Genomic DNA, 21,801 nt, shown 5'->3' with positions numbered 1-21,801 from the left:
TGTACCGCCGCGGCAGGTTCTGCCAAGGCGGAATCGGATGCGGCGACTGCCAAGGTTTTCTGTCACGAAAATCCCTCTAACGCAACGCCCCCGAGGACGCGCTGACGCCCGTTTGGGCAGCACGATGCTGAAGGCGCGGGCTCGCATGCGGCGCGGCCTGTTGCGCTTGGCCCGACCTTGTCCGGCAGTTTCCTCGCTTGATCGCCCTCGCAAGCCCGCGGCTACGGGCGAGCCTCAGTGCGTGAATTTGAGCAGCGCAAAATACAGGCCAAGCAGCGCCAAGCCCATCGGCATCCCGACCTTCGCCCATTCGCCCGTTCCGATGCGCAGCGCGCCAGCGGCGATGATGTTGGGCACATTGCCCGGGATCAGCATCCCGCCCGCAACCAGCAATGCCAGTATCGCCGCGCGCGCACGTGCCAGCTCCATCGAGTGGATCTCCAGTGCGACCAGCGTCGCATTGTCCATCACGGCCGAAATGGTGTTGGCCCAGAACAATGCCTCGTGGCTCAGCATCGGCACGTAGCGCAGCGCAAGGGGCGCGAAGGCGTGGCTCACCAGCACCAGCGCCGCGACGAATACATAGACCTTGAAGCCCTGCAACAGCGACGCTGCCAGCGATTCGCGCACATGCGCCCGCGCAAGTACGACTGCCGGAGCGGGGCCATCGGCGCGGCTGCGCGCGGCGAACACGGCGCTGACGGCCGCGCTAATCACGATTGCGGGCACCACCCACAAAGCGAGCAGCCGGAACAAGCCGCCGAAGCCGAGCCCCAGCGCTCTGGCCGCCAGCGTGGAGAGGGGTTCGCCCAGCGGGGTGAGCGCGGCGCCGAAGCCGATCGCGAAGCATCCAGCGATCGTCACGCGGGCGCGCGCGCGGCCCTCCAGCCGCATCAGCCCGACCGTCTCGACCAGCACCAGGGCCGCGACTATCGCAGTGATTAGACTCGAAACCATCGCGATCACAAACACCGCGGCGGCGCATAGCAACGGACGGGCAACGCGCGCCCTCAGTCGCGTCATCGCGCGGTCCATCGCCCCGCGCAGCGAATCGAAAGCGACGCCGGCGACGATCACCGCCAGCGTGATCCAAACCGGTTCCATAGCAGCCTCGCCAATCGCCTTAAGGCTCCAGGCCCCGCCCAGCGTCATCGCGGCGACGCCCATCACGAAGAAATACGCCTCGATGTTGCGTTCGATGACGTGCGAGACAAGTGGCCCCAGAAGCAGCAGGCCGATCAGCGCCAGGGCGACTGCGGGATGCATGATTCGGTCGAAGTCCGGCGCTTCGCCGGCGCCATCCGCTTTTTATAGAAAACGCGTGAGCGAGTCGATTCGGCCAACCGCAGCGCACGCGTCCGATCGCGGGCCTAAACCGGTCGCCGCCGGCTTGATAATAATGTTAACCGTATGGATGGCGGCCGCTGCCCGGCCAGGAAGCGCGGCGTCGGCCCCGCAAACCTGCTTCATCGAAGGTGACAACGAGATGGATTTTGAACTGACCGAAGCGCAACAGGAAATCGTGCGCGGCGTGCGCGCGCTGTGCGAACGCTTCAACGACGAGTACTGGCGCGCCAAGGACGCCGCCCACGAATTCCCGCATGACTTCTACCAGGCCGTGGCCAAGGCCGGGTATCTCGGCGTCGCCATCCCCGAGGAATTCGGCGGCAGCGGGCTCGGCATCACCGAGGCCGCGCTGGTGATGCGCGAGGTCGCCTACGCGGGGGCGATGAACGCGGCGAGCTCGATCCATTTGTCGATCTTCGGACTTACGCCGATCGTCCTGCACGGCAGCGAAGAGATGAAGCGCCGCCATCTGCCGCGGATCGTCAGCGGCGAGCTGCACGCGGCCTTCGCCGTTACCGAACCCGACGCCGGTAATGACATCACCCACATCAAGACCTTTGCCCGGCGCGAGGGCGACTATTACGTGATCAACGGGCGCAAGGTGTTCACCACCAAGGCGCAGGAAGCGCACAAGATGCTGCTGCTGACGCGCACCGCGCCGTTCGAGAAGGTGGCGAAGAAAACCGAGGGGATGAGCCTGTTCTTCGCCGACCTCGACCGCGGCGCGATCGAGGTGCGCGAGCTGCTCAAGCTGGGCCGCCATGCGGTGGACACCAACATGCTCTTCATCGACAATCTCAAAGTCTCGGCTGCCGACCTCATCGGTGAAGAGGGCAAGGGCTTCCGTTACCTGCTCGACGGGCTCAACCCCGAGCGCATCCTGATCGCCGCCGAGGCCATCGGGATCGGGCGCGCCGCGGTGGACAAGGCGGTGCGCTACGCCAAGGAACGGGTGGTCTTCGGCCGGCCGATCGGCCAGAACCAGGCCATCGCGCATCCGCTCGCCGACGCCTACGCCAAACTGGAGGTCGCCGAGCTGATGATGATGAAGGCGGCCTGGCTGTTCGACCATCGCAGGCCCTGCGGCGCCGAGGCCAACATCGCCAAGCTGCGGGCGGCCGAAGCCGGCTTCGAGGCCTGCGATCGCGCGGTGCAGACGCTGGGCGGCTACGGCTACATGCGCGAGTACGACGTCGAACGTTACTTCCGCGAGTGCCGGATGCTGAAGATCGCGCCGGTCTCGCAGGAGATGGTGCTGAATACGATAAGCGAGCACGTGCTCAACCTGCCGCGCTCGTACTGACCTCGCAGGGCGGCGGGCCCAACGACTATGCGCAAGGGCACGATGGTGATTCTGCTGGTTGCGCTCGGCTTTGTCGGGATCGTTGCCAGCCTGCTGAAGAACAATGAGCCGGTCAAAGTGCTGCAGAGCCGCATGGTGCGCAATGGCTCGGAGGTCTTTGTCGAGGGCCGCCTGCGCAACGCCGGCACCCGCGCCGCCGGCCCGCTCGATCTCGAAGTCCGCTACTACGCGCGCAACGGCGATGCGCTGGGGCGCGACGTCTTGACGATTCAGCCGCTGCGCGCGGGAACGGAGCGCGAGTTTCACACCCCGATCCACAACCTCGGCACCGCCAACAGCTACTCAATCTATCTCAACCACGGACGCAATCCGTACGGCAATTAGAATGGGATTTCCTGGGCCGGTGGAAGGAAACATGCGATGCCCAAGACCACTGAGCGCAGCTTCGGCGCCGCCATCCGCGAACGCCGCCGCCAGCTTGACCTGACCCAGGAGGAGATCGCCAGGCAGATCGCAACCTCGACGCCATACATAGGTCACCTGGAGTCCGGCAAGCGCCATCCCTCTGAAAAGGTGATCGCGCGCCTGAGCGAAGTTCTGGGGCTTTCCAGCCGCGAGCTGTTCTTTCTCGCCAACCCCGAGGCCCGCACGCTGGTCAACGGCGCGCCCGAGGAGCGCAGGCGTTCGGCGTGGGAGGACTTCCGGCGCGACTCGCGTTTGCGCCGCGTGCATAACATCAGCGCCGACGAGATGGAGCTGCTGGCCCGGGTCGCGGCGATGGGCGAGGTGCGCGCGCCGCGCGACTTCATCTACGTCCTCAACGCGGTGCGCCAGGCGCTCGGACGCTGAGGCCGATTCCGAGCGCGGGGCCGCCTGCGGCGCGCCGCAGTGGCGATAGCAATCGTGGCGCGCCCCAACTATGCTTGCGCGCGAGCGACCATGGGCGAACCCGCTCCAGCGCAAGCGGCGGCGGCCGCCGCGACCGGATGGCCGCGGCGTTACACCGTCATCGCCCTCTTCGCGCTCTCGACGGTGCTCTGTTACATCGACCGCGTCAACATCTCGATCGCGATCATCCCTCTCGCCCACGCCAAGGGCTACGACGCCGCCGCGCGCGGACTCATCCTGTCGGCTTTCTTCTGGGGCTACTTGTGGCCGCAACTGCCCGGCGGATGGCTGGCCGACCGCTTCGGCGGCAAACGCGTGCTCGGCGCGGGCGTTGCGCTATGGTCGCTGGCGACTTTTCTGACGCCGCCGGCGACTGCGTCGTTCGCGCTGCTGCTGTGCATGCGCGGGCTTCTAGGCGCGGGCGAGGCGCTCAACTTTCCGGCGATTCATTCGATCGCCGCGCGATGGGCGCCCGCGGGCGAACGCGCGCGCGCCATCTCGCTGCACTTGAGCGGCACCGCGCTCGGCACGATCGTCGCCCTGCTGGCGAGCCCGCCGATAATCATCGCCTTCGGATGGGAAGCGGTATTCTACCTCTCCGGCCTGCTCGGCCTCGGGTGGCTCGCCGCCTGGTGGTGGAAAGCCGACGACTGGCCCGAGAGCTCGGCGGGCGTGAGCACGGCCGAGATGGCGGTCATCCGCGCCGGACGCTCCGAGGTCGAGGCGGCACAGCAAATTCCGTGGCGGCGGATATGCGCCGAGCCCGCGGTATGGGCGATCGTTATCGCCCACACCTGCAACAATTTCGGCTTCTACATCCTGCTCCTCTGGCTTCCCAGCTATCTCGACCATACCTTCCAGGTGCCGCTCAAAAACCTCGGCCTGCTGGCGGTGGTGCCTTATCTCGCCGCCTTCGTCGTCGGCAACGTCAGCGGATGGATCGCCGACGGGCTTCAGGCGCGCGGGCTGCGGCTGACCGCGGTGCGCAAGCTCCTGCAATCGAGCGCTTTCGCCCTGGGCGCGGTTGCGATGTGCGCGTTGCCGGCCGCACACGGCGCAGTGGAGGCGGTGATGCTCGCGACGCTGTCGATCGGCGGCGGCGCGCTCGGAATGGGCGCCTTCGGCGTCAACCATCTCGATGTGGGACCGCGCTATGCCGGGATCCTGATGGGCATCTCGAACACCTTCGCCACGCTGCCCGGCATCATCGGGGTCGCCGCCACCGGCTTTATCGTCCAGGCCACCGGCTCCTACGCCGGCGCCTTCTACCTGGCCGCCGCGGTTTACACGGTGGGACTCGTCGCCTTCAACCTATGGGGCAGCGGCGAGCGCAGGCTGTAGCGGCGCCCGCGACGCCCAGCAGCGGGCAAAGGCGCCGCCGCTCCCGCTACTTCATCACGAGCTTGCTCAGCGCGGCGTGGAGCTCGGGTCCGGCGGCGATGAAGCCCTCGAGCCTGACGTGGCGGCGGTTAAAGCGCAGCGGATGGCCATGGATGTCGGTCATCACCCCGCCGGCTTCGGCGAGCAGCGCCGCGCCCGAGGCGATATCCCATTCGCTTTTGGGCGTGCGGGTGAAGGTCGCGTCGGCCTTGCCCGCGGCGACCAGGGCGAGCTTGTATGCGACGCTGCCGATCGGATTGACGATGAGCTGGTCCTTGTAGGCCTTCCACTCGCCGCGCGCGGTCTCGCTGCGGCTGGCGAGCACCACCGCGCGCGCCAGCCCCGCCGCCGCCGTCACGCGCACACGTTCGCCGTCGAGATGGCATCCGGCGCCGCGCGCGGCCCAGAACATCTCGCGCTTGACCGGATTGTAGGTCACGCCGAGCACGGGCACACCGTCCTCGGCCAGCGCAATCGCGACAACGAACTCCGGGATGCCCTTGATGAACTCCTTGGTGCCGTCGAGCGGATCGACGATCCACACTCGCCTGCGCGCAAGTCGCGCGCCGTCGTCGGCGGTCTCCTCGGAAAGCCATCCGTACTCGGGAAACGCGCCGCCCAGGCGCTCGCGCAGCGCGCGGTCAGCCTCGAGATCGGCGGTGGTCACCGGATTGTCGTGGCCCTTGGAATTGACCTCGAAGCCGCGCTCGCGGAAATGTCGGCGCAGGATGTCGCCCGCCTCGAGCGCTGCCGCCCGCGCAAGCTCGAGCTCGGCGGCGAACTCGCCGCCGCCCGCGCGCGCCTGATCGGCTCCCGACGCCGCCTGCGGGCGATCCGCCGGCGCCCGGTGTGATTCGCGCTTCATCGCTTGGCTCAGGGCTCGCCGCGCCGCAGCCGCTTGCGGCGCACCCGCTCGTAGGCGGTGCGCAGCGTCGCCATCATCTCCTCGCGTTTGTCATACAATCGGCGCAGCCGACGCGGCTTGCGCCGCTGCAGTGCGTAGGCGGTGATCAGCGGCAGCGCGACCGTACTGTCAACATAGCATACCACCGAATCCGGCAGCCGGTTGGGATCGATCTTGCCCCAGCTCACCGCCTCCGCGGGGGTGGCACCGCTGAGCCCGCCGGTGTCGGGCCGCGCGTCGGTGATTTGCAGGAAGTAGTCATGGCCCTTCTCCGCCACGCCCATCACCTCCTGTATCTGCGGCTCGGTCTGGAGCACGAAATTCTTGGGCGAGCCGCCGCCCAGGATGAACACCGCGCTCTTCATCCCCGCCCGCTTCGCCGCGTAGACGATCGCTGCAGTCTCGTTGACGTCGGCCAGCGGATCGAGCCTGAGCCCGTAGCCTTCGACTTCGAGCAGCGCCAGATTCATCCCGATCGACGAGTCGCCCGGCGACGACGTGTACACCGGCACGCCCGCCTCGTGCGCGGCGGCAAGCAGCGAGCGGCGGCCGAGCCTGAGCACGCGCTCGCGCTCAGCGACGTAGCGGCCGGCGCGGTAGTGGAACTCCGCGCTGCTCATCGAGCGCTGGAACTCCTCCTGGCGCGCGATCTGGCGGAAGAAAGCGTCGGTCGAGAGCAACACGCGGTAGTCGAAGAAGATGTCGTAGATCCGGACCACGCCCGCCCGCCGCAGCGCGACGTCGTCGGCCTCGGCCGAGCCCTGGAACATCTTGAGCCCCAGCCCGAAGTGGGTGTCGTGATAGAGGTTGGCCCCGGTCGAAACCATCCAGTCAACGAAGCCGTTTTCAATGAGCGGGATCAGGCACGACATCCCCAGCCCCGCCGGCGTGAGCGCGCCGGTCAGGCTCATCGCGACGAAAACGTCGTCGGCGAGCATCTTCTCCGCGAATAGCCGGCAGGCCTCGCGCAGGCGGCGGCCGTTGTAGGCGAGAAAGGCGCCGTCGATAAGATCGGCGGCGGTCATACTTCCGCGCACCGGCGCGGGATCGATCGGCGTGCCGCCGATCCGTGCTTTTCGTCGAGCCATGATTGCGTTCGCCGCGGGCGGGCCGCACGCGCCCGCCGATCTTCCCCGTCCTTTGTGCGACATCCGCGGCGCCGCGTGCGGGGCCGCGCGCGAAATCCTAGCGGCCCGCGCCGCGCAATGCCATCAAAGCCGCATCACGCTGAGCGATTGTCACAGTTCGCGACGGGCTGTTTGCTCACGCTTGGGCGGCACGCTGGGGCCCAATCCGAGTTTGCCACCCGCGCGCCGAGCACCTAAGATTGCGACGGGGAGAAGCTTCGCTAAGCCAGGGGACCGGCATGGCGATAATTGCTGTCAGTCAGCAGCTCGGCTCGCGGGGAATCGAACTCGGCCGGCTTGCCGCGCGGACGCTCGGTTACAGGTTTCTGAGCAGCGAGGACCTGATTGCGGAAGTCTCGCGCACGTATCACGTCACGCCCGAGCAGCTCGTCGTGGTTGACGAACGCCAGCCGCATTTCTGGTCGCGGCTGAAGACCGAGAGCGTACGCTTCATCTCGTTCTTCCGCGCGACGCTGCTGCGCGAGATGGCGGCCGACCGCGTGGTGGTCGTGGGGCGCTCGCCGGCGGTTTATCTGCCGCCCGTGGGATGCGGAATCAAGGTGCGCACGGTGGGCCCGTTCGAGGAGCGCGCCCGGCTGGTGGGCGAGATGGAAAAGCTATCGCCGGTCGCCGCCCAGCGCCGTGTGCGCGACTACGACCGCGAGGTCCGCGCACGCATCCAGACCCTGACCGGCGTCGATATTGAGGACCCCGCCTCCTTTGATCTCGTAATCAACGGCTTCGGCGCGCCGCTGGAATTCAGCGCCGCGGCGCTCGCCGCCTGGGCCGAACGCATCGACGCCCAGGTGCGTCCCGAGCAGTGGCAGCAAATGCGCGACGTCGCCACGGCCGCCCAGGTGCGCGCCGCCTGCCACGCCCATCCCAAGCTCGGCCACGCGCCGATCGAGGTCGAATGCAGCGCGGGCGCCGTGCAGGTGCGCGGCCCCGGCCTGGTGCCGCCGTGGGACGAGCTCGCCAACCAGGTCGCCAGCGGTGTCGAGGGCGTGCGCTCGGTCGCGGTCGAGGCCGACGAGACGCCTATCCCGGTGCGCCCCGACTGAGCCGCCGAGACCGCGCTCGGGCTACCAGATTATTACGGGGGACCTCGTAGGCGGCCAGTTTGCGGTCCGCGCTCAGCAGCACCAAACCTTCGATAGCGGCCTGTGCCATCAGCAGGCGATCGAAGGGACTGCGGCAGTAGCGGTCGTTGGCCGCCGCTCCCCGCCCCGCCCCGGCGCGTGCTAGGCTCGCTGCTCCATCGGCGGCCACGCGATGCGCGCACTGATCACTTTTCTTGCGACCGGATTGTACAGCGGCTACGCGCCCTACGCGCCCGGCACCGCCGGTTCGTTAGTCGGCGCGCTCCTGGTATGGGCCGTCACCGCGCCGCTGACGCGTCGCTCGCCGGTGGGCGGCACCGCGCTTATCGCCGCGATGTTCGCGGCCGGATGCTGGCTTGCCGGCCGCGCCGAGGAGATCCTCGGCCGATGCGACAGCCCGCATATCGTGATCGACGAGATCGTGGGAATGGCGATCACGATGTACCTCAATCCGGCGTCGTGGTCCGCAATCGCCCTCGGCTTCGCGCTCTTTCGGCTCTTCGACATCGCCAAACTCGAGCCCGCGCGCGCGATCGACCGCCGGATGCGCGGCGGTGCGGCGGTGATGCTTGACGACGTTGCGGCGGCCATATATGCGAACCTCGTGCTGCGTGCGCTCTGCCTTGCGGTCCCGCTCTGAGCGCGGCACACGGGCGTCTTTGCGCGGTCCGGCGCGGCCGGATCGAGGGAGCCAGCGATGATTCAGAAGGCGGTTGTCCTCTCCACCGGCGACGAACTCACCACCGGCCGCGTGGTCGATACCAACTCCAACTACCTCGCCGACAAGCTGAGCGAAATCGGCATCGACCTCGTCGCCGTGATTACGGTGGGCGACGTGCCCGAGCGGCTGGAATGGGCCTGGCGCACCGCGATCGGAATGGCCGACGTTGTGGTCTCGACCGGCGGCATCGGCCCCACCGCCGATGATCTGACAAACGAGACCGTCGCGCGCATCACCGGTAAGCCGCTCGTGCGCGACGCCGAGAGCGTCGAGCACATGAAGCGCATCTTCGCCTCGATCAACCGCGTGATGCCCGAGAACAACCTCAAGCAAGCCGATATCCCCGAGGGCGCCGTGATCATCCGCAACCCCCTCGGCACCGCGCCGGGCTTCCGGATGGCGGTGCCGCGCGACGGCGGCACCTGCCACCTGGTCGTGCTCCCCGGCGTGCCGCGCGAGATGAAGCCGATGATGGAGCAGACGGTGATCCCGTGGCTCAAGGAGAACCGCGGGGTCGACACGATCTATGCCGTGCGCGTCTTCCAGACCTTCGGCATCAGCGAATCCGCGCTCGACGAGGCGGTCGCCGGACTGATCAAGCCGGAGGAGGCGCGGGTCGCCTTTCGCGCAAGCTTCCCGCAGATCTCTCTGCGCGTGACCGTCGAGGGCCGCCCGGGCGAGGCCGAGCGCCGGCTCGCGGAGTTGTGCGAGCGCGTGCGCAAGCGCATCCCCAACTTCATCTACGCCGAGGGCGACGCCTCGATGGAGGAGGTGGTCGCCAAGCTGATGGTCGAGCGCGGCTACAAGCTGGCGGTCGCCGAATCCTGCACCGGCGGCCTTATCGGCCATCGCCTGACCAACGTGCCAGGCAGCTCGCGTTTTTTCGTCGGCGACTTCGTGACCTACGCCAACGAGCTCAAGGTGGCCGAGCTCGGCGTGCGCAAGGAGACGCTCAAGGAGCACGGCGCGGTGAGCGAGGAGTGCGTGCTCGAGATGGCGGCCGGGGCCCTCAAGCGCGCGGGCGCCGACCTCGCGATCGCGACCTCGGGCATCGCCGGGCCCGACGGCGGCAGCGCCGACCGCCCGGTAGGCACGGTGTGCATCGCGCTGGTCGGCGGCGAGGCGCGTGCCGCGCGCCGCTATCAGTTCAGGGGCACGCGCGACTGGGTGAAGCTGTTGACCTCGCAGGTCGCACTGGACTGGCTGCGCCGCTACGCGCTGGGCCTGCCGCTGAGCGAATCCGCCGCTTTCAGGCGGTGAGTTCCAGCTCTCCGGGCTGTCTTCCAGCCCGTCCTCTAGGCTACTTCCACCGGGACGGGCTTGCGTGCGCGTACAAAGGCGCTCATGAACTTGCCGTCGGCCATCGACGCGATGCGCTCGACGTCCAGCCCGGAGCCCGCGAGCATTCTGCGCGCGTCGTCGGCCGAGTAGATTCGCGTCGGCTCGATTTCAACCGCCTCGAAGCCCGCGCGTTCGAGCCGCGCGCGATAGTCGGATTCCTCCAGCGCGCCCGCCAAGCATCCCATCCATAGCTCGACGCTGCGCTTGATTTCCACCGGCACCGCGCCGCGGATTACGATATCCGACACCGCAAGCCGCCCACCCGGCCTGAGCACGCGCAGCGCCTCCGCCAAAACGCTGTCCTTGTCGGCCGACAGATTGATCACGCAATTGGAGATGATCACGTCAACCGACGCGTCGGGCAGCGGGATATTCTCGATCTCGCCCTTGAGAAACTCGACGTTGGCGACCCCGGCCTTGCGCTGGTTGTCGCGCGCAAGCTCGAGCATCTCGTCGGTCATGTCGAGCCCGTAGGCCTTGCCGGCGGGGCCCACCCGACGCGCCGACAGCAGAACGTCGATCCCGCCCCCCGAACCGAGGTCGAGCACGGTCTCGCCCGGCTTGAGCTCGGCGAGTGCGGTCGGGTTGCCGCATCCAAGCGACGCCGCGAGCGCCGCGGCGGGGACCGCGTCCGCCTCGCCGGCGCCGTAGAGATTCGACGTGATCGGATCGGTGCAACAGGAGCTCACGCTTGCGCAGCATGAACCGGCGGCGCGGGCGGCGCCGCGTGCGGCTTCGGCGTAGGTTTCCCGCACCTTTTCCTTGAGCTTCGCTTCTTCCATAACCCGAACCTCTCTTCGTTGAGTTACGATTTAGTCACAGCGCTGCCACCAGCATCCGCAGCCGCCTGAGCGCCGCCGGCACCAGGCAATAGCAGACCCGCGGGCCGTCGATTTCGCCCTGGATCAGCCCCGCTTCCTTGAGCACCTTGAGATGCTGCGAGACCGTGGACTGGGCGAGTGGAATCGCCTCGACCAGCTCGCCGCATACGCAGCCGTTGCGCGCCTCGAGCAGGCGGACGATCCGCACGCGCGCCGGATGGCCAAGCGCGCGCGCCAGCCGCGCCAGCTCCTCGTCGGCCGCCGCGACGCCTTGGGCGCTGGCGGACGCTTCGCCGGGGCCGGACGGCGGGCGCTTCGACAGAGGTTCGACAGCCCGAGCTTTCATCGTAAATCTACGATAAATGCCCGACCCGCAGAGGTCAAGCCTGGACTGTCGCCAGGCGGCCGCCGCGGTTCGCGGACTTCGCCAACGGAGCCCCACACGCGCGTTGCGACCAGGACCATGTCCGTGAACGCCCTGGCGCCGGCGCGCCTGAAACTCTGTCGCCGGCGTCTGGGCGAGCTTCCGGCCGCGGGCGCCCGACGGCCGCGCCTTGACATCGCAAGCCGTTGGCATCATTTGATGGGTTGAGCGGCAGCGATGACGCAGTACTGGCCATTTTCCAGCCTGATCCGCCACGGCGCCCTGCGCGAGCGCGTGATCGTCTCGCTCGACCTCGGCACGCCGCGCGAGGCGCTGCGCCTGGTCGATGAGCTGGCGCGCGTGGTTGGAATGTTCAAGGTCGGCAAGCCGCTCTACCTCAGCAGCGGGCCCGAATTCGTGCGCGAGATCCGGCGCCGCGGCGGCGAGGTCTTCCTCGACCTTAGGTTTCACGACAGCCCGCCCGCCGTATGCAAGGCGGCGGTCGAGGCCACCAGGCTGGGCGTACGCATGTTCGACCTCCATCCGCAGGGCAGCCTCGAGATGATGGAACGGGTGCGCGGCGAGGTGACGCGCATTTGCCGCGGCGAGGGTCTGCGCCGCCCGCAGATCGTGGCGGTCGCGATGCTGGCCGGGCTCAGCCGCGGCGCCCAACCGCCCGCCGACGGTTGGGCGCCACGGCGTGTCGTGCAGTTGGCCAAGCTCGCGCTCGACGCCGCGCTTGACGGTGTGCTGACCTCGCCGCATGAGACCGCGCGCGTGCGCGCGGCGTGCGGCCGACGCTTCGTCGTGATCAGCTCGGGACTCGGACGCAGCCGCGGATGGGAGGCCGCCGAGTATCCGTTCGGCGCCGCCGAGGCGGTACGTGCCGGCGCTGACTACCTCGTCGTCAGCGGCCCCATCTGGCGCGCCGCCGAGCCGCTGCGCGCGGTGCGCGAGATCACCGACGAGATGGAACGCGGGCTGCGCGCCAATCCGCGGCTCGCGCTCGAACTCTACCCCTCGCGTCCGTTTTGAAGGTGGCCGGTTGCGCAACTCCGCGGCCTGCGAGGCCACCGTCACCGCCGGCCTGACCAAGCAATCGGCGTGCATCTATCACGAGCGCCGCGTGAATTTGCTCGGCAACGGTTCGATTCGTTCCTCGGCACGCGTATTGTAGGGGGCTGATGTCCGGGGAGTACGGCAACCGATGCTGACGATCATGGGCGGCCTGCTTGCGCTCGCGGCCGGCGCGGGCTTCGTGGGAGCGCTCTCCGGCCTCGGCGGCGGCGTCTTTATCGTTCCCGCGCTGCTGATTTTCGCGCATGTCCCGATGCAGGTGGCGGTCGGCGCCAGCATGATATCGGTGGTCGCAACCAGCGCCGGCGCCAGCGTCGCCTTCGTGCGCGACGGCTGGACCAACCTGCGGGTGGCGATGGTGCTGGAGTGCGCGACGGTCACCGGCGCGGTCACGGGCGCCTACCTGGCCGGGATCATCCCAGGGTGGGCGCTCGAGCTGCTGTTCGCGCTGATGATGCTGCAATCGGCCTACTTCACGGTCAAAAAAGTCGGCGACTCGATCGTTGAGCGCAGCGATCCGCTGGCCGCCCGCCTGCAACTGGGCGGCGCGATGCCGGCCGACGGTGAGCGCGAGGAGATCCATTACGGCGTGGTCAATGTCCCGGGCGGCGCGATGCTGATGGTGGTGGCGGGGCTGATGTCAGGGCTGCTCGGGATCGGCTCGGGCGCGCTCAAGGTGATGGCGATGGATTACGTCATGCATCTGCCGCTCAAGGTTTCGAGTGCGACCAGCAACTTTATGATCGGCGTCACCGCCGGCGCGGGCGCCTTGGTCTTCCTCGCCCGCGGCGATATCGCCACCGTTATCGCGGCGCCGGTCGCGCTCGGGGTCACCGCTGGCGCGCTCACCGGCAGCCGCGTCCTGCCCTACGTCAACGTGCAGGCGCTGCGGACGATGTTTGTCGCGATCCTGGTGCTTATAGCGGTCGAGATGGGATGGCGGGCGTTAAGTGGCTTCTGAGCTGAGGAGACCGATCGACACGGGAGCCGACGAGGAACGCATCCTCCGCGTCTGGACTCCCATTATCCTGCGCACCATCCTGGTCGCCGCTATCGTGGTCCTCGTCGGCGGCCTGTTCAGCATGGCCTGGCAAAGCCCGGGCTATTACGTCGCCCACTTCCGCCGCCTGCAAAACGGCGGCCCCTATGAACAGCGCGAAGCGTGGTCGGACCTTGCGATAAGCGCGTTCCACGGCAACCCGCACGGGATCATGACAATCGGCCTGATGGTGCTGACGCTGGTGCCGCTCGCGCGCGTGGGGTTCTGCTTCCTGCTCTTCCTCAAGGAGCGCGACTACACTTATGTTCTGCTGACCGCGTACGTGCTCGCGGGGCTGATTTTCGGCGTCGTCCTGGGCAGAGTCGGCTAGCCAACGACTGCTCGCACGACTTGGAGCAAAGCTGATGGAAATCAAGGGGAAAGTTGCGGTTGTCACTGGCGGCGGCTCGGGGATCGGGCGCGCCACCGCCGTACGGCTGGCCGCCGAGGGCGCGGCAGTGATGGTCGCCGACCTCGACGAACGCAGCGCGCACGAAACTGTCGCGATGATCGAAGGCGGTGGCGGGCGTGCGGCGTCGGTGCTTGCCGACGTGACCGACGCTGAGCAGGCGCAGCGGATGCTCGAGCGGGCGGTCGCCACCTTCGGCGCGCTCGACATCTTGCACAATAACGCCGGTATCGCGGTCGGATCGCCGGGCTTCCCGCAATGCACCCTCGAGCGCTGGCGGCGGGTGCTCGATATCGACTTGCAGGCGGTGATCCTGGGATGCTACCTGGCGGCGCCGCTGATGGAACGCGGGCGCGGAGGCGCGATCATCAATACGGCCTCGATGGCCGGGCTATATCCGTATGTCGAGGATCCGGTTTATGCCGCAGCCAAGGCGGGAGTGGTTAACCTGACTTACTCGCTGGCGTCGTGGGCGCAGCGGCGCGGGATCCGCGTCAACTGCATCTGTCCGGGAGTCGTCGATACGCCGCTGGTGCGCAAGGCGGTCGAGGCGCAGCAATCCGGCGGCTATCAGATCAATATGCCTAAGCGGATTCTGCAGCCCGAACAGATCGCGGACGGCGTCGTCCGGCTGGTACGCGACGACAAGCTTTGCGGACGTGCGCTCGAGGTGCGACCCTCGGGCGCCCGAATCGTCGAGCTGCCTCAGCTACCGAAAGCAGCGCGCTGACTGACTGATTGCAGCGGTTTCCGCCAGCGACACGCGGGCGGAACGCGTCTCTTTGCAGCGAGACGCGCATCGCGGGCCAGCGCGGTCGTCGGTGCCGGCCCACGTGCGGAAAATCGTGCGCTAGTTGCCGCGGACGGTTTCGGCTTCGCTGGGGCGCATGTTGCGCTCAAGGCACCAGCGATCGATGACCTCGGCGTTGAAACGCCAGTCGGTGCCGATACGAAAGCCCGGCAGTTCGCCGCGTCGCAGAAGCTTGTAGATGGTCGACGGGTGGACGCGAAGATAAGCCGAAAGCTCCTTCACCGTCATCACGCGGGGCAGATTGTACTTCGGTTCTGTAGCCATGGTTTCTCCAAATCCCAGTCGTCTTCCGGCATCGCCCCCTTTACGGTCGGAAAACGCTGCGCTTTTAATATCCAGCTGTTTTCGATGCTACCTTAAACCTGCCTTGACTGCAAGCGACATTCGCAAAACTGCCTGCGCTGGTCAAGAGGACGCAAGCCGGATTGCCGAAGAGCTTTCCACAGTTGTCTCTGTACACCTCGCCCTACCCAGCCTACTATTCTCTAACCAAGGCCTAACACGGTTTGGACACTATGCGATGTGTCCAACGCCGAGGAATCCACCATATGAAGCCATGCGTCGCGCCCGCAAAGCCAGCTCTATGCTTTCCGCTCCTGGCCGCTTTCTCGCTGCTGACAGTCACGGGCCTGTGCGCCGCGCAAGCAGGCGCGCAAAACTCATTGGAATTGACGATCACCAGCCCGGCTTTTGCCTCCAAAGGACCGATTCCAGAGCAATACACGTGCAAAAGCTCTGTCGCCGGCTCGCCGCCGCTTCGCTGGCAGGGAGTTCCCGCCAGCGCTAAGACTTTAGCGCTCATCGTCAAGGATCCTGACGCACCGAGCGGGACATTCGTCCACTGGGTGATCTACAATATCCCGGCTACCGCCTCCGGTTTGGAGGCCGGTGTGCCGCAGACCGCAAGGCTCGCCGACGGCGCGCTGCAAGGAAACAACACCTTGGGCAAACTCGGCTACATGGGTCCGTGCCCGCCCCCCGGTCCCGCCCATCACTACCACTTCCGGCTGATGGCGCTCGACACGCGGCTCGACTTGCAGCCCGGAGCCACCGCGGACGAGGTCGAGGCCGCCAGCCGACGGCACGTCAGGGCCGAGGCCGAGTTGGTCGGAACTTTCGCGCGCTAGGAACCGCTACTCACGCCTGAGAGCGGTTCGGCCGGCGCAACTTGCGGCCGCCTTGGAGGTAAGCCGCGATGGATGCAGCACCGCAGGCCGCCAGCCGCTCGGCCGCGATTCGCGCGCGCCTGGGCCACCCGATAATAGACACCGACGGACACGCGGCCGAGTTCGAGCCGCTCTTCTTCGACCATCTGGCCGCGCTCGGCGGCATCGCGATGGTCGAGCGCTTCAAACGCTCGCCGGATATCGGCTTCCATTTCGGCTGGCATCAACTCTCGCCCGCCGAGCGGCGCGCGCAGCGCGCGATGCGTCCCAACTGGTGGGCGCATCCGACCCGCAATACGCTCGACCGTGCGACCAGCTCGCTGCCCGCGCTGATGCATGAGCGGCTCGACGAAATGGGGCTCGATTTCTCGATCATCTACCCGAGCGTCGGGCTCAATTCGCCGGCCATCTGGGAGGAGGACCTGCGACGCTCCGCGTGCCGCGCCCTCAACAATTATCACGCGGAGATCTTCCGCCCCTACCGGGATCGGCTTACGCCGGTGGCAACAATCCCGATGCATACGCCGGTCGAGGCGCTCGACGAGCTGGAGCATGCGGTGCGCGGGCTCGGCTACAAGGCGATCGTAATGCCCGCCTACGTGCGCCGGCCGATCCCGGCACTGGCCGCGCGCGCTCCCGAGCTCGAACGGCGGCTCGTATGGTTCGACACCTTCGCGCTCGACAGCGAGTACGACTACGATCCGGTGTGGGCGAAATGCCTGGAGCTGAAGGTCGCGCCGACCTTCCATTGCAAGGGCACAGGCATCGGCTTTCGCAACTCGATCTCCAACTTCATGTACAACCACATCGGCCACTTCGCCGCGACCGCCGAGGCTATCTGCAAGTCGCTCTTTTTTGGCGGCGTCACGCGCCGCTTTCCCGCCTTGCGCTTCGCTTTCCAGGAGGGCGGCGTCGGATGGGCGCGCGTGCTGTACGGCGACCTGATCGGGCATTTCAAGATGCACGGCATGCATGCGCTGGCGCAGTTCGATCCCGCCAATCTCGACCGTCAGCTCTTCCGCGCGCTCTGTCTCCAGTACGGCGGCAGCCGCTTCTATGAAAAATTCCCAAAGAGCGCCGACGAGGTCAGCGACGTCATGTGGGGACGGCCGGAGGACCCAGCCGACCTCGACGAATTCGCCCTCGCCGGCATCACCCAGCCCGCCGACGTGCGCGAGCGTTTCGTGCCCAACTTCTTCTTCGGATGCGAGGGCGACGACCGCGTTACCCCATGGGCCTTCGACACTCGCCGCACTCCCCTCGGCGTCAAGCTCAACGCGATCTACGGCTCCGACATCGGCCATCGCGACCTCGCCGACATGCGCAACGCCACCGCAGAGGCCTACGAGCTGGTCGAAGAAGGGCTGATCACGGAGGGCGACTTTCGCGAGTTCGTCTTCGTCAATCCGGTGAAGCTGCACGCCGGGATGAATCCTGACTTCTTCAAGGGCACTGTCGTGGAGCGCGCGGTTGACGAATTGCTTGCCGGCTGGCACGCGCAGGATGGCGCGGGCGGGGAGCAAACGGTGACAGGCGCCTCAGGCGGCATGCTCGGAGCACGACCGGGGTCGCGAGTGAAGTAACGCGCACGTCCGCCCGGCGAAAAACCAATCGAGTGCGCATGGACCACCCGGGCGGCGAGGTCCCGACGCGCGCCGCACTCCCAGTCGGCCTCGGGTACCATCCCTTACGCCGGCGGCTCTGCGGCGCGGGTGACGAGTTGGTGGCTCGCGGCCCGACCGTCCCACCGCCGCTCGTGCTATTGGTGTCCGGCACGCTAAGCTGGTCGTGCGCGGCGCGCGCCGCGCGGACTCGATGCGGCTCGACGCGAAATTCGTGACCTCGGCGGTGACGCCGCAGGGGTACCCGCGATGGGCGCGGGCGGAGGTAGCACTCGCCGGCCGCTCCAACGTCGGCAAGAGCTCGATGCTCAATGCGCTGGCGGGAGTAAAGCAACTGGCGCGCACCTCGCGCACGCCCGGACGCACCCGCGCACTCAACTTCTTCGCCGTCGGCGACGACCTCGCGCTGGTCGATCTGCCGGGCTACGGTTACGCGAAAATGGCGCGCAACGAGGCCGCACGGGTCGGCTCCCTGATGAGCCACTATATGCACGAGCGGCGCGAACTCGTCGCGCTGGTGATGCTGGTCGATGCGCGGCGCGGACCCGGGAAGGAGGAAGCCGACCTCGCCGCGCTCGCCGCCGGGCGCGGGCTTGCGCTGATCGTCGTCGCCACCAAATGCGACAAGCTGCGTCGCTCGGAACGTATCGGCGCGCTTAGCCGCTTCGCGCCGCTCGGGGTCGAGCCGATCCTGTGCTCGGCGCTGAGCAAGGAAGGGCTCGACGACCTTCGCAAGCGCATCCTGCGATGCGTGCGCCGCGCGCCGGATCTGCTCGCCGCCAACCAGTCCGGCACGCGCGCCGCCGACGCCGCGCCGCGATGACGACGCCCGAGATTAGCGTAATCGTGCCCACCTACAACCGGCGCGCGATGGTGCGCGAGGCGATCGCCTCGGTCCTCGCCCAGCGCGGCGCAAGCTTCGAGCTGATCGTGGTTGACGACGGCTCGACCGACGGCACGTGGGAAGACCTGGCGCGGCGCGCCGGCTGCGGCGACTCGACGCTTCGCGCAATCCGCACTGCAAATCGCGGCCCGGCGGCCGCGCGCAATTGCGGGCTGGCGCTCGCCCGCGGGCGCCTGATCGCGTTCCTCGACTCGGACGATCTGTGGGCGCCCGACAAGCTCGCGCGCCAGAGCGCCTTCATGCGCGCCAATCCACATCTGGCGATTTCGCAGACCGCCGAGCTGTGGCTCCGCAACGGGCAGCGCGTCAATCCCGGCCGCCGCCATCTCAAGCGCCCAGGCTACTTTTTCGCCGACGCGCTGCGCACCTGCCTCATCAGTCCCTCGGCCGTGATTGTCAAGCGCGCCCTGCTCGACGAGGCGGGCGGCTTCGACGAGGCGATGGCGGCGTGCGAAGACTACGACCTGTGGCTGAGAATCCTGGCGCGTCATCCGGTCGGCCTGCTCGACGAGCCGCTGGTGACCCGCCGTGCGGGACATCCGGGACAGCTCTCGGCCACGATTCCCGCCCTCGACCGCTTCCGTATCCTTGCGCTGGCAAAGCTGCTCGGCGACGGCACCCTTGATGCCGAGCGGCGTGCCGCAGCCGCCGAAGTGATGGAGGAAAAGTGCGCCATCTACGCCCACGGGCTCGCATGCCGCGGACGCGCGGCCGATGCCGCCTTCTTCATCGCGGCGGGACGTGCGGCGGTCGAGCGATGGCGCCGCGCGCCGGACGCCGAGTTGGGTCGGGCGATCGCGCGGATGCGCGCGACGCTCACTGTCTCCAGGGGGGCGGGCGTCCCCTGAGCGCCTGCTGAGGAGCAAGCGAGCGCATCGATGAACGAGCCGGCGCTTGCGGAGGCGATACGCGCGTGGGCGGCACAGCGCCGCGTGGATCGAGCGCATCTGGAGCGCTGGCTCAAGCTCGACGAGAGGAGCGCGGCCGCGCTGCTCGAGGCGGCGCGCGCCCTGCGGCTGCGGGTGGGGCAGTTGCACGAGGCGCTGACCATGCTCGATGAGATTGCGCTGGTCGAGGGCGAGACGGTCGGCGCCGTGCTTGCCCGCCCCGCGCTCAAACGGATACTTGAAGGGGCCGGATCGGCGCCGGCGCGCGCACGCGTCTTTGTCCAGGCGCTGCGCGCGACGCGCTTTCCGCGCCTGGCGCGCGCGCTGGAACGGGTGAAGGCGGAGGTCGCGGCGCTCAGGCTGCCGCGCACGGTAACGGTCGTGCTGCCCAGGGACCTCGCTTCGGACGAGTTGCGAATCGAGATCCGGGCGCGCAGCGCGGCAGAGCTTGGCGAGTCGATAGCGGCGCTTGAGCGCAGCGCGCGAGGCCTCGAACGGATAGTTGGGATGCTCGGCGGCGAGGGGTCTGAGCCAGATGAGCTTTGAACTGGACGAAATCGTAATCGAGGAGGGATGCCGCGCGAGCGTGCTCGCCGCCCGCGTTTCGAGCCGCGCGGCGCACGGCGTATCGATCCGTTACGTCGTCGACGGGCGCGAGGCCGCGCGCCCCGCCGCCGGCGCGGCCGACCCGTTCGGCGCGGGCAAGCGGCGAATGGTCGTGATGCGCCGGCGGGCGCCGTTCCTGATGGCCTGTCCGGCGGGCGCGGCCGACTTCGCCTGCTGTGGCTACCTGGTGCTGGTGCTCGCGTCGAACTGCCCGATGGATTGCAGCTACTGCTTCCTGCAGGAATACCTTGCCGACAATCCCGGCTTACAGGTCTATGCGAACTACGCCGACGCCTTCGACGAGCTGGAGCGGATGCGCCGGCGCGCGGGCGGGCGCAGCCTGCGGGTCGGCACCGGCGAGCTTGCCGATTCGCTGGCCTTTGACCGGATGACCGGGATCGCGCGCGACCTGGTCGAATACTTCGCGGCGCGCGACGGGCTGACGCTCGAACTCAAGACCAAGACCGACGAAATCGACAACCTGCTCGCAGTCGATCCGCGCGGCCGTACGCTGGTCTCGTGGACACTCTCGCCGCAGCGGGTCTTCGCGCTGGCGGAACATCGCACGGCCCCGCCGGCCGCGCGCCTTGCGGCTGCGCACCGGGTGCTCGACGCGGGCTACCGGCTCGGCTTCCATCTCGACCCCGTGATCGCCTATCCCGAAGCCGAGCGCGACTACCTGGCGCTGCTCGACGAGCTGTTCGACACGATTGCGCCCGCGCGGATCTCCTTCGTCAGTCTGGGCGGGCTGCGGATGACGCCGGCGCTGCGCGCGGCCGCGCGCCGGCGCCATCCACGCGACCCGCTGCTGTGCGGCGAGGAGGTGCTGGCGCCCGACGGGCGCTACCGCACCTTCACGCCGCTGCGAGTTGGGCTGCTGCGCGCGCTGGAGCGCCGGATCGCGGCGGCCAACCCCGCGATCACGCGCTACCTCTGCATGGAGCCGCCAAGCATCCATCGCCGCGTGCTCGGCCGCGCACCGACGCCGGTGGCGGCGCTGGGCGCGCAGCTCGCCACCGTCGGGACGGCGGGGGCGGAGCGCTGATGGGCGCGCGCGACGGCAAGGTTGGCGGGCGCGGGCGCGGCGGCGGCCAGGGATCGCCGCCGCGCCCGCGCCGCGCCGGCCCCGCGCGCTCGGGCCTGGCGCTCGCCAACGGCAGGGCCGTGCGCGCGGCGGTGGACAATCGCGCCCGTCCGATCGGCGTCTTCGACTCCGGTATTGGCGGGCTCACCGTGCTCAAGGCGCTCGCCGCCGCGCTGCCGCACGAGGATTTCATCTATCTCGGCGACACCGCGCGTCTGCCCTACGGCACCAAGTCGCGCGAGGTCATCGTGCAATACTCGCGCGAGAACACTGGCTTTTTGCTCGCCAAAGGGATCAAGATGCTGGTAATCGCGTGCAATACGGCAAGCGCGGTCGCGCTGGAGGAGATCGCGCGCGACACCGTGGTGCCCGTGATCGGCGTGATCGAGCCCGGCGCGCGCGCCGCGGTCGCCGCCTCGCGCTCGGGCAAGATCGGGGTTATCGGCACCGAGGCGACGATCGCCTCGGGCGCATACACCCGCACGATCCAGGGCCTGCGCGCGGGCGTCGAGCTCTATACCCGCGCCTGCCCGCTGCTGGTGCCGCTGGTCGAGGAGGGATGGACCGAGGGCGAGGTGGCCGAGCGCACCGTCGCCTACTACCTGGAGAGTCTCAAGCAGAGCGGCATCGACACGCTGCTGCTCGGATGCACCCATTATCCGCTGCTGAGCGAACTTTTCCGCCGCGTGCTGGGCGCCGGCGTGCGGCTGGTCGATTCGGCAAGCGCGACCGCCGCCGCCGTGCGCACGCGGCTGGGTGCGCTCGGGCTGATGCGCCGCGAGGGGCGTGGCGCGCTGAGCTTCTTCATCACCGAGTCGCCCGACCGCTTCGTGCGCGTGGGAAGGCGTTTCCTCGGCCCGCAGGTCGATTCCGCCGTGCGCATCGAGCGCTGAAAAGCAC

General features: G+C 68.2%; 24 protein-coding genes. 18 read left to right on the top strand and 6 right to left on the bottom strand.

The genetic code is table 11. From position 1 onward, the window contains the following. Nucleotides 1-234: 234 nt before the first annotated feature. Entirely contained in the window at nucleotides 235-1,266 is a 1,032-nt protein-coding gene (locus VFB33_09150; GenBank protein HZO81850.1) for a DUF1646 family protein, read from the bottom strand. 220 nt (nucleotides 1,267-1,486) lie between these two features. Between VFB33_09150 and VFB33_09145 the strand changes: the two genes are divergently transcribed. The 4 genes from VFB33_09145 to VFB33_09130 are packed head-to-tail and all read left to right on the top strand — an operon-like array spanning nucleotide 1,487 to nucleotide 4,879. Further along, a complete protein-coding gene (locus tag VFB33_09145; protein ID HZO81849.1) occupies nucleotides 1,487-2,650 on the top strand; it encodes an acyl-CoA dehydrogenase family protein in 1,164 nt (387 codons plus the stop codon). A 27-nt stretch (nucleotides 2,651-2,677) separates the two neighbouring features. Beyond that, a complete protein-coding gene (locus VFB33_09140) occupies nucleotides 2,678-3,034 on the top strand; it encodes an FxLYD domain-containing protein (protein ID HZO81848.1) in 357 nt (118 codons plus the stop codon). 36 nt (nucleotides 3,035-3,070) lie between these two features. Further along, nucleotides 3,071-3,499 carry a helix-turn-helix transcriptional regulator gene (locus VFB33_09135; protein ID HZO81847.1) on the top strand — a complete coding sequence of 143 codons (429 nt, stop codon included), beginning with the start codon at nucleotides 3,071-3,073 and terminating at the stop codon, nucleotides 3,497-3,499. A 39-nt stretch (nucleotides 3,500-3,538) separates the two neighbouring features. Further along, nucleotides 3,539-4,879, top strand: a complete 1,341-nt coding sequence (locus tag VFB33_09130; protein HZO81846.1) for an ACS family MFS transporter — start codon at nucleotides 3,539-3,541, stop codon at nucleotides 4,877-4,879. Nucleotides 4,880-4,925: 46 nt separating this feature from the next. On the opposite strand, the gene VFB33_09125 is transcribed toward VFB33_09130, so the two are convergent. Both VFB33_09125 and speY read right to left on the bottom strand, forming a co-directional pair. Beyond that, entirely contained in the window at nucleotides 4,926-5,783 is an 858-nt protein-coding gene (locus tag VFB33_09125; protein HZO81845.1) for a 3'(2'),5'-bisphosphate nucleotidase CysQ, read from the bottom strand. An 8-nt stretch (nucleotides 5,784-5,791) separates the two neighbouring features. Further along, nucleotides 5,792-6,910, bottom strand: a complete 1,119-nt coding sequence (gene speY / locus VFB33_09120) for a deoxyhypusine synthase (protein ID HZO81844.1) — start codon at nucleotides 6,908-6,910, stop codon at nucleotides 5,792-5,794. Between the two features lie 278 nt (nucleotides 6,911-7,188). Between speY and VFB33_09115 the strand changes: the two genes are divergently transcribed. From VFB33_09115 to VFB33_09105, 3 genes are all read left to right on the top strand, one after another. Further along, nucleotides 7,189-8,010, top strand: coding sequence for a cytidylate kinase family protein (locus VFB33_09115; protein HZO81843.1), 822 nt, complete (start codon nucleotides 7,189-7,191; stop codon nucleotides 8,008-8,010). 211 nt (nucleotides 8,011-8,221) lie between these two features. Continuing rightward, on the top strand, nucleotides 8,222-8,689 hold the full coding sequence (locus tag VFB33_09110; protein HZO81842.1) for a phosphatidylglycerophosphatase A: 468 nt from the start codon (nucleotides 8,222-8,224) through the stop codon (nucleotides 8,687-8,689). Between the two features lie 57 nt (nucleotides 8,690-8,746). Then, on the top strand, nucleotides 8,747-10,030 hold the full coding sequence (locus VFB33_09105; GenBank protein HZO81841.1) for a competence/damage-inducible protein A: 1,284 nt from the start codon (nucleotides 8,747-8,749) through the stop codon (nucleotides 10,028-10,030). 35 nt (nucleotides 10,031-10,065) lie between these two features. Here VFB33_09105 and arsM read toward each other — a convergent pair whose 3' ends face one another. Together arsM and VFB33_09095 are read right to left on the bottom strand one after the other, a co-directional pair. Further along, on the bottom strand, nucleotides 10,066-10,893 hold the full coding sequence (gene arsM, locus VFB33_09100; GenBank protein HZO81840.1) for an arsenite methyltransferase: 828 nt from the start codon (nucleotides 10,891-10,893) through the stop codon (nucleotides 10,066-10,068). A gap of 34 nt (nucleotides 10,894-10,927) precedes the next feature. Next, nucleotides 10,928-11,278 (bottom strand): metalloregulator ArsR/SmtB family transcription factor, encoded by a 351-nt coding sequence (locus tag VFB33_09095; GenBank protein ID HZO81839.1) that lies wholly within the window; start codon nucleotides 11,276-11,278, stop codon nucleotides 10,928-10,930. A 255-nt stretch (nucleotides 11,279-11,533) separates the two neighbouring features. Between VFB33_09095 and pyrF the strand changes: the two genes are divergently transcribed. The 4 genes from pyrF (at nucleotide 11,534) to VFB33_09075 (ending at nucleotide 14,551) form a co-directional block, all read left to right on the top strand. Next, nucleotides 11,534-12,331, top strand: coding sequence for an orotidine-5'-phosphate decarboxylase (pyrF, locus tag VFB33_09090; GenBank protein HZO81838.1), 798 nt, complete (start codon nucleotides 11,534-11,536; stop codon nucleotides 12,329-12,331). A gap of 172 nt (nucleotides 12,332-12,503) precedes the next feature. Beyond that, a complete protein-coding gene (locus VFB33_09085; protein HZO81837.1) occupies nucleotides 12,504-13,334 on the top strand; it encodes a sulfite exporter TauE/SafE family protein in 831 nt (276 codons plus the stop codon). Continuing rightward, nucleotides 13,324-13,743: a DUF1634 domain-containing protein gene (locus VFB33_09080; GenBank protein ID HZO81836.1), complete on the top strand. Its 420-nt coding sequence runs from the start codon at nucleotides 13,324-13,326 to the stop codon at nucleotides 13,741-13,743. Before VFB33_09085 ends, VFB33_09080 begins: the two co-directional genes overlap by 11 nt. A gap of 34 nt (nucleotides 13,744-13,777) precedes the next feature. Beyond that, the gene (locus VFB33_09075; GenBank protein ID HZO81835.1) at nucleotides 13,778-14,551 is read left to right on the top strand and encodes an SDR family oxidoreductase; all 774 of its coding nucleotides are present in this window, start codon (nucleotides 13,778-13,780) and stop codon (nucleotides 14,549-14,551) included. A gap of 120 nt (nucleotides 14,552-14,671) precedes the next feature. Here VFB33_09075 and VFB33_09070 read toward each other — a convergent pair whose 3' ends face one another. After that, entirely contained in the window at nucleotides 14,672-14,896 is a 225-nt protein-coding gene (locus tag VFB33_09070; GenBank protein ID HZO81834.1) for a helix-turn-helix domain-containing protein, read from the bottom strand. A gap of 398 nt (nucleotides 14,897-15,294) precedes the next feature. Between VFB33_09070 and VFB33_09065 the strand changes: the two genes are divergently transcribed. The 7 genes from VFB33_09065 (at nucleotide 15,295) to murI (ending at nucleotide 21,794) form a co-directional block, all read left to right on the top strand. Further along, nucleotides 15,295-15,759: a YbhB/YbcL family Raf kinase inhibitor-like protein gene (locus tag VFB33_09065; GenBank protein HZO81833.1), complete on the top strand. Its 465-nt coding sequence runs from the start codon at nucleotides 15,295-15,297 to the stop codon at nucleotides 15,757-15,759. A 68-nt stretch (nucleotides 15,760-15,827) separates the two neighbouring features. After that, nucleotides 15,828-17,381: an amidohydrolase family protein gene (locus VFB33_09060; protein HZO81832.1), complete on the top strand. Its 1,554-nt coding sequence runs from the start codon at nucleotides 15,828-15,830 to the stop codon at nucleotides 17,379-17,381. A gap of 232 nt (nucleotides 17,382-17,613) precedes the next feature. After that, on the top strand, nucleotides 17,614-18,243 hold the full coding sequence (gene yihA / locus VFB33_09055) for a ribosome biogenesis GTP-binding protein YihA/YsxC (GenBank protein HZO81831.1): 630 nt from the start codon (nucleotides 17,614-17,616) through the stop codon (nucleotides 18,241-18,243). Further along, entirely contained in the window at nucleotides 18,240-19,172 is a 933-nt protein-coding gene (locus tag VFB33_09050; protein HZO81830.1) for a glycosyltransferase family A protein, read from the top strand. Before yihA ends, VFB33_09050 begins: the two co-directional genes overlap by 4 nt. A gap of 30 nt (nucleotides 19,173-19,202) precedes the next feature. Beyond that, on the top strand, nucleotides 19,203-19,757 hold the full coding sequence (locus VFB33_09045; GenBank protein HZO81829.1) for a hypothetical protein: 555 nt from the start codon (nucleotides 19,203-19,205) through the stop codon (nucleotides 19,755-19,757). Beyond that, nucleotides 19,747-20,862: a hypothetical protein gene (locus VFB33_09040; protein HZO81828.1), complete on the top strand. Its 1,116-nt coding sequence runs from the start codon at nucleotides 19,747-19,749 to the stop codon at nucleotides 20,860-20,862. Before VFB33_09045 ends, VFB33_09040 begins: the two co-directional genes overlap by 11 nt. Then, nucleotides 20,862-21,794, top strand: coding sequence for a glutamate racemase (gene murI, locus VFB33_09035; protein HZO81827.1), 933 nt, complete (start codon nucleotides 20,862-20,864; stop codon nucleotides 21,792-21,794). The genes VFB33_09040 and murI overlap by 1 nt, the downstream gene beginning before the upstream one ends. Nucleotides 21,795-21,801 lie beyond the last annotated feature (7 nt).

It is taken from the genome of Candidatus Binataceae bacterium (assembly GCA_035650475.1).
Classification (GTDB): domain Bacteria; phylum Desulfobacterota; class Binatia; order Binatales; family Binataceae; genus JAKAVN01.
Note: the sequence above shows the minus strand (reverse complement) of the source record. Positions and strands in the feature narration are given on the sequence as shown.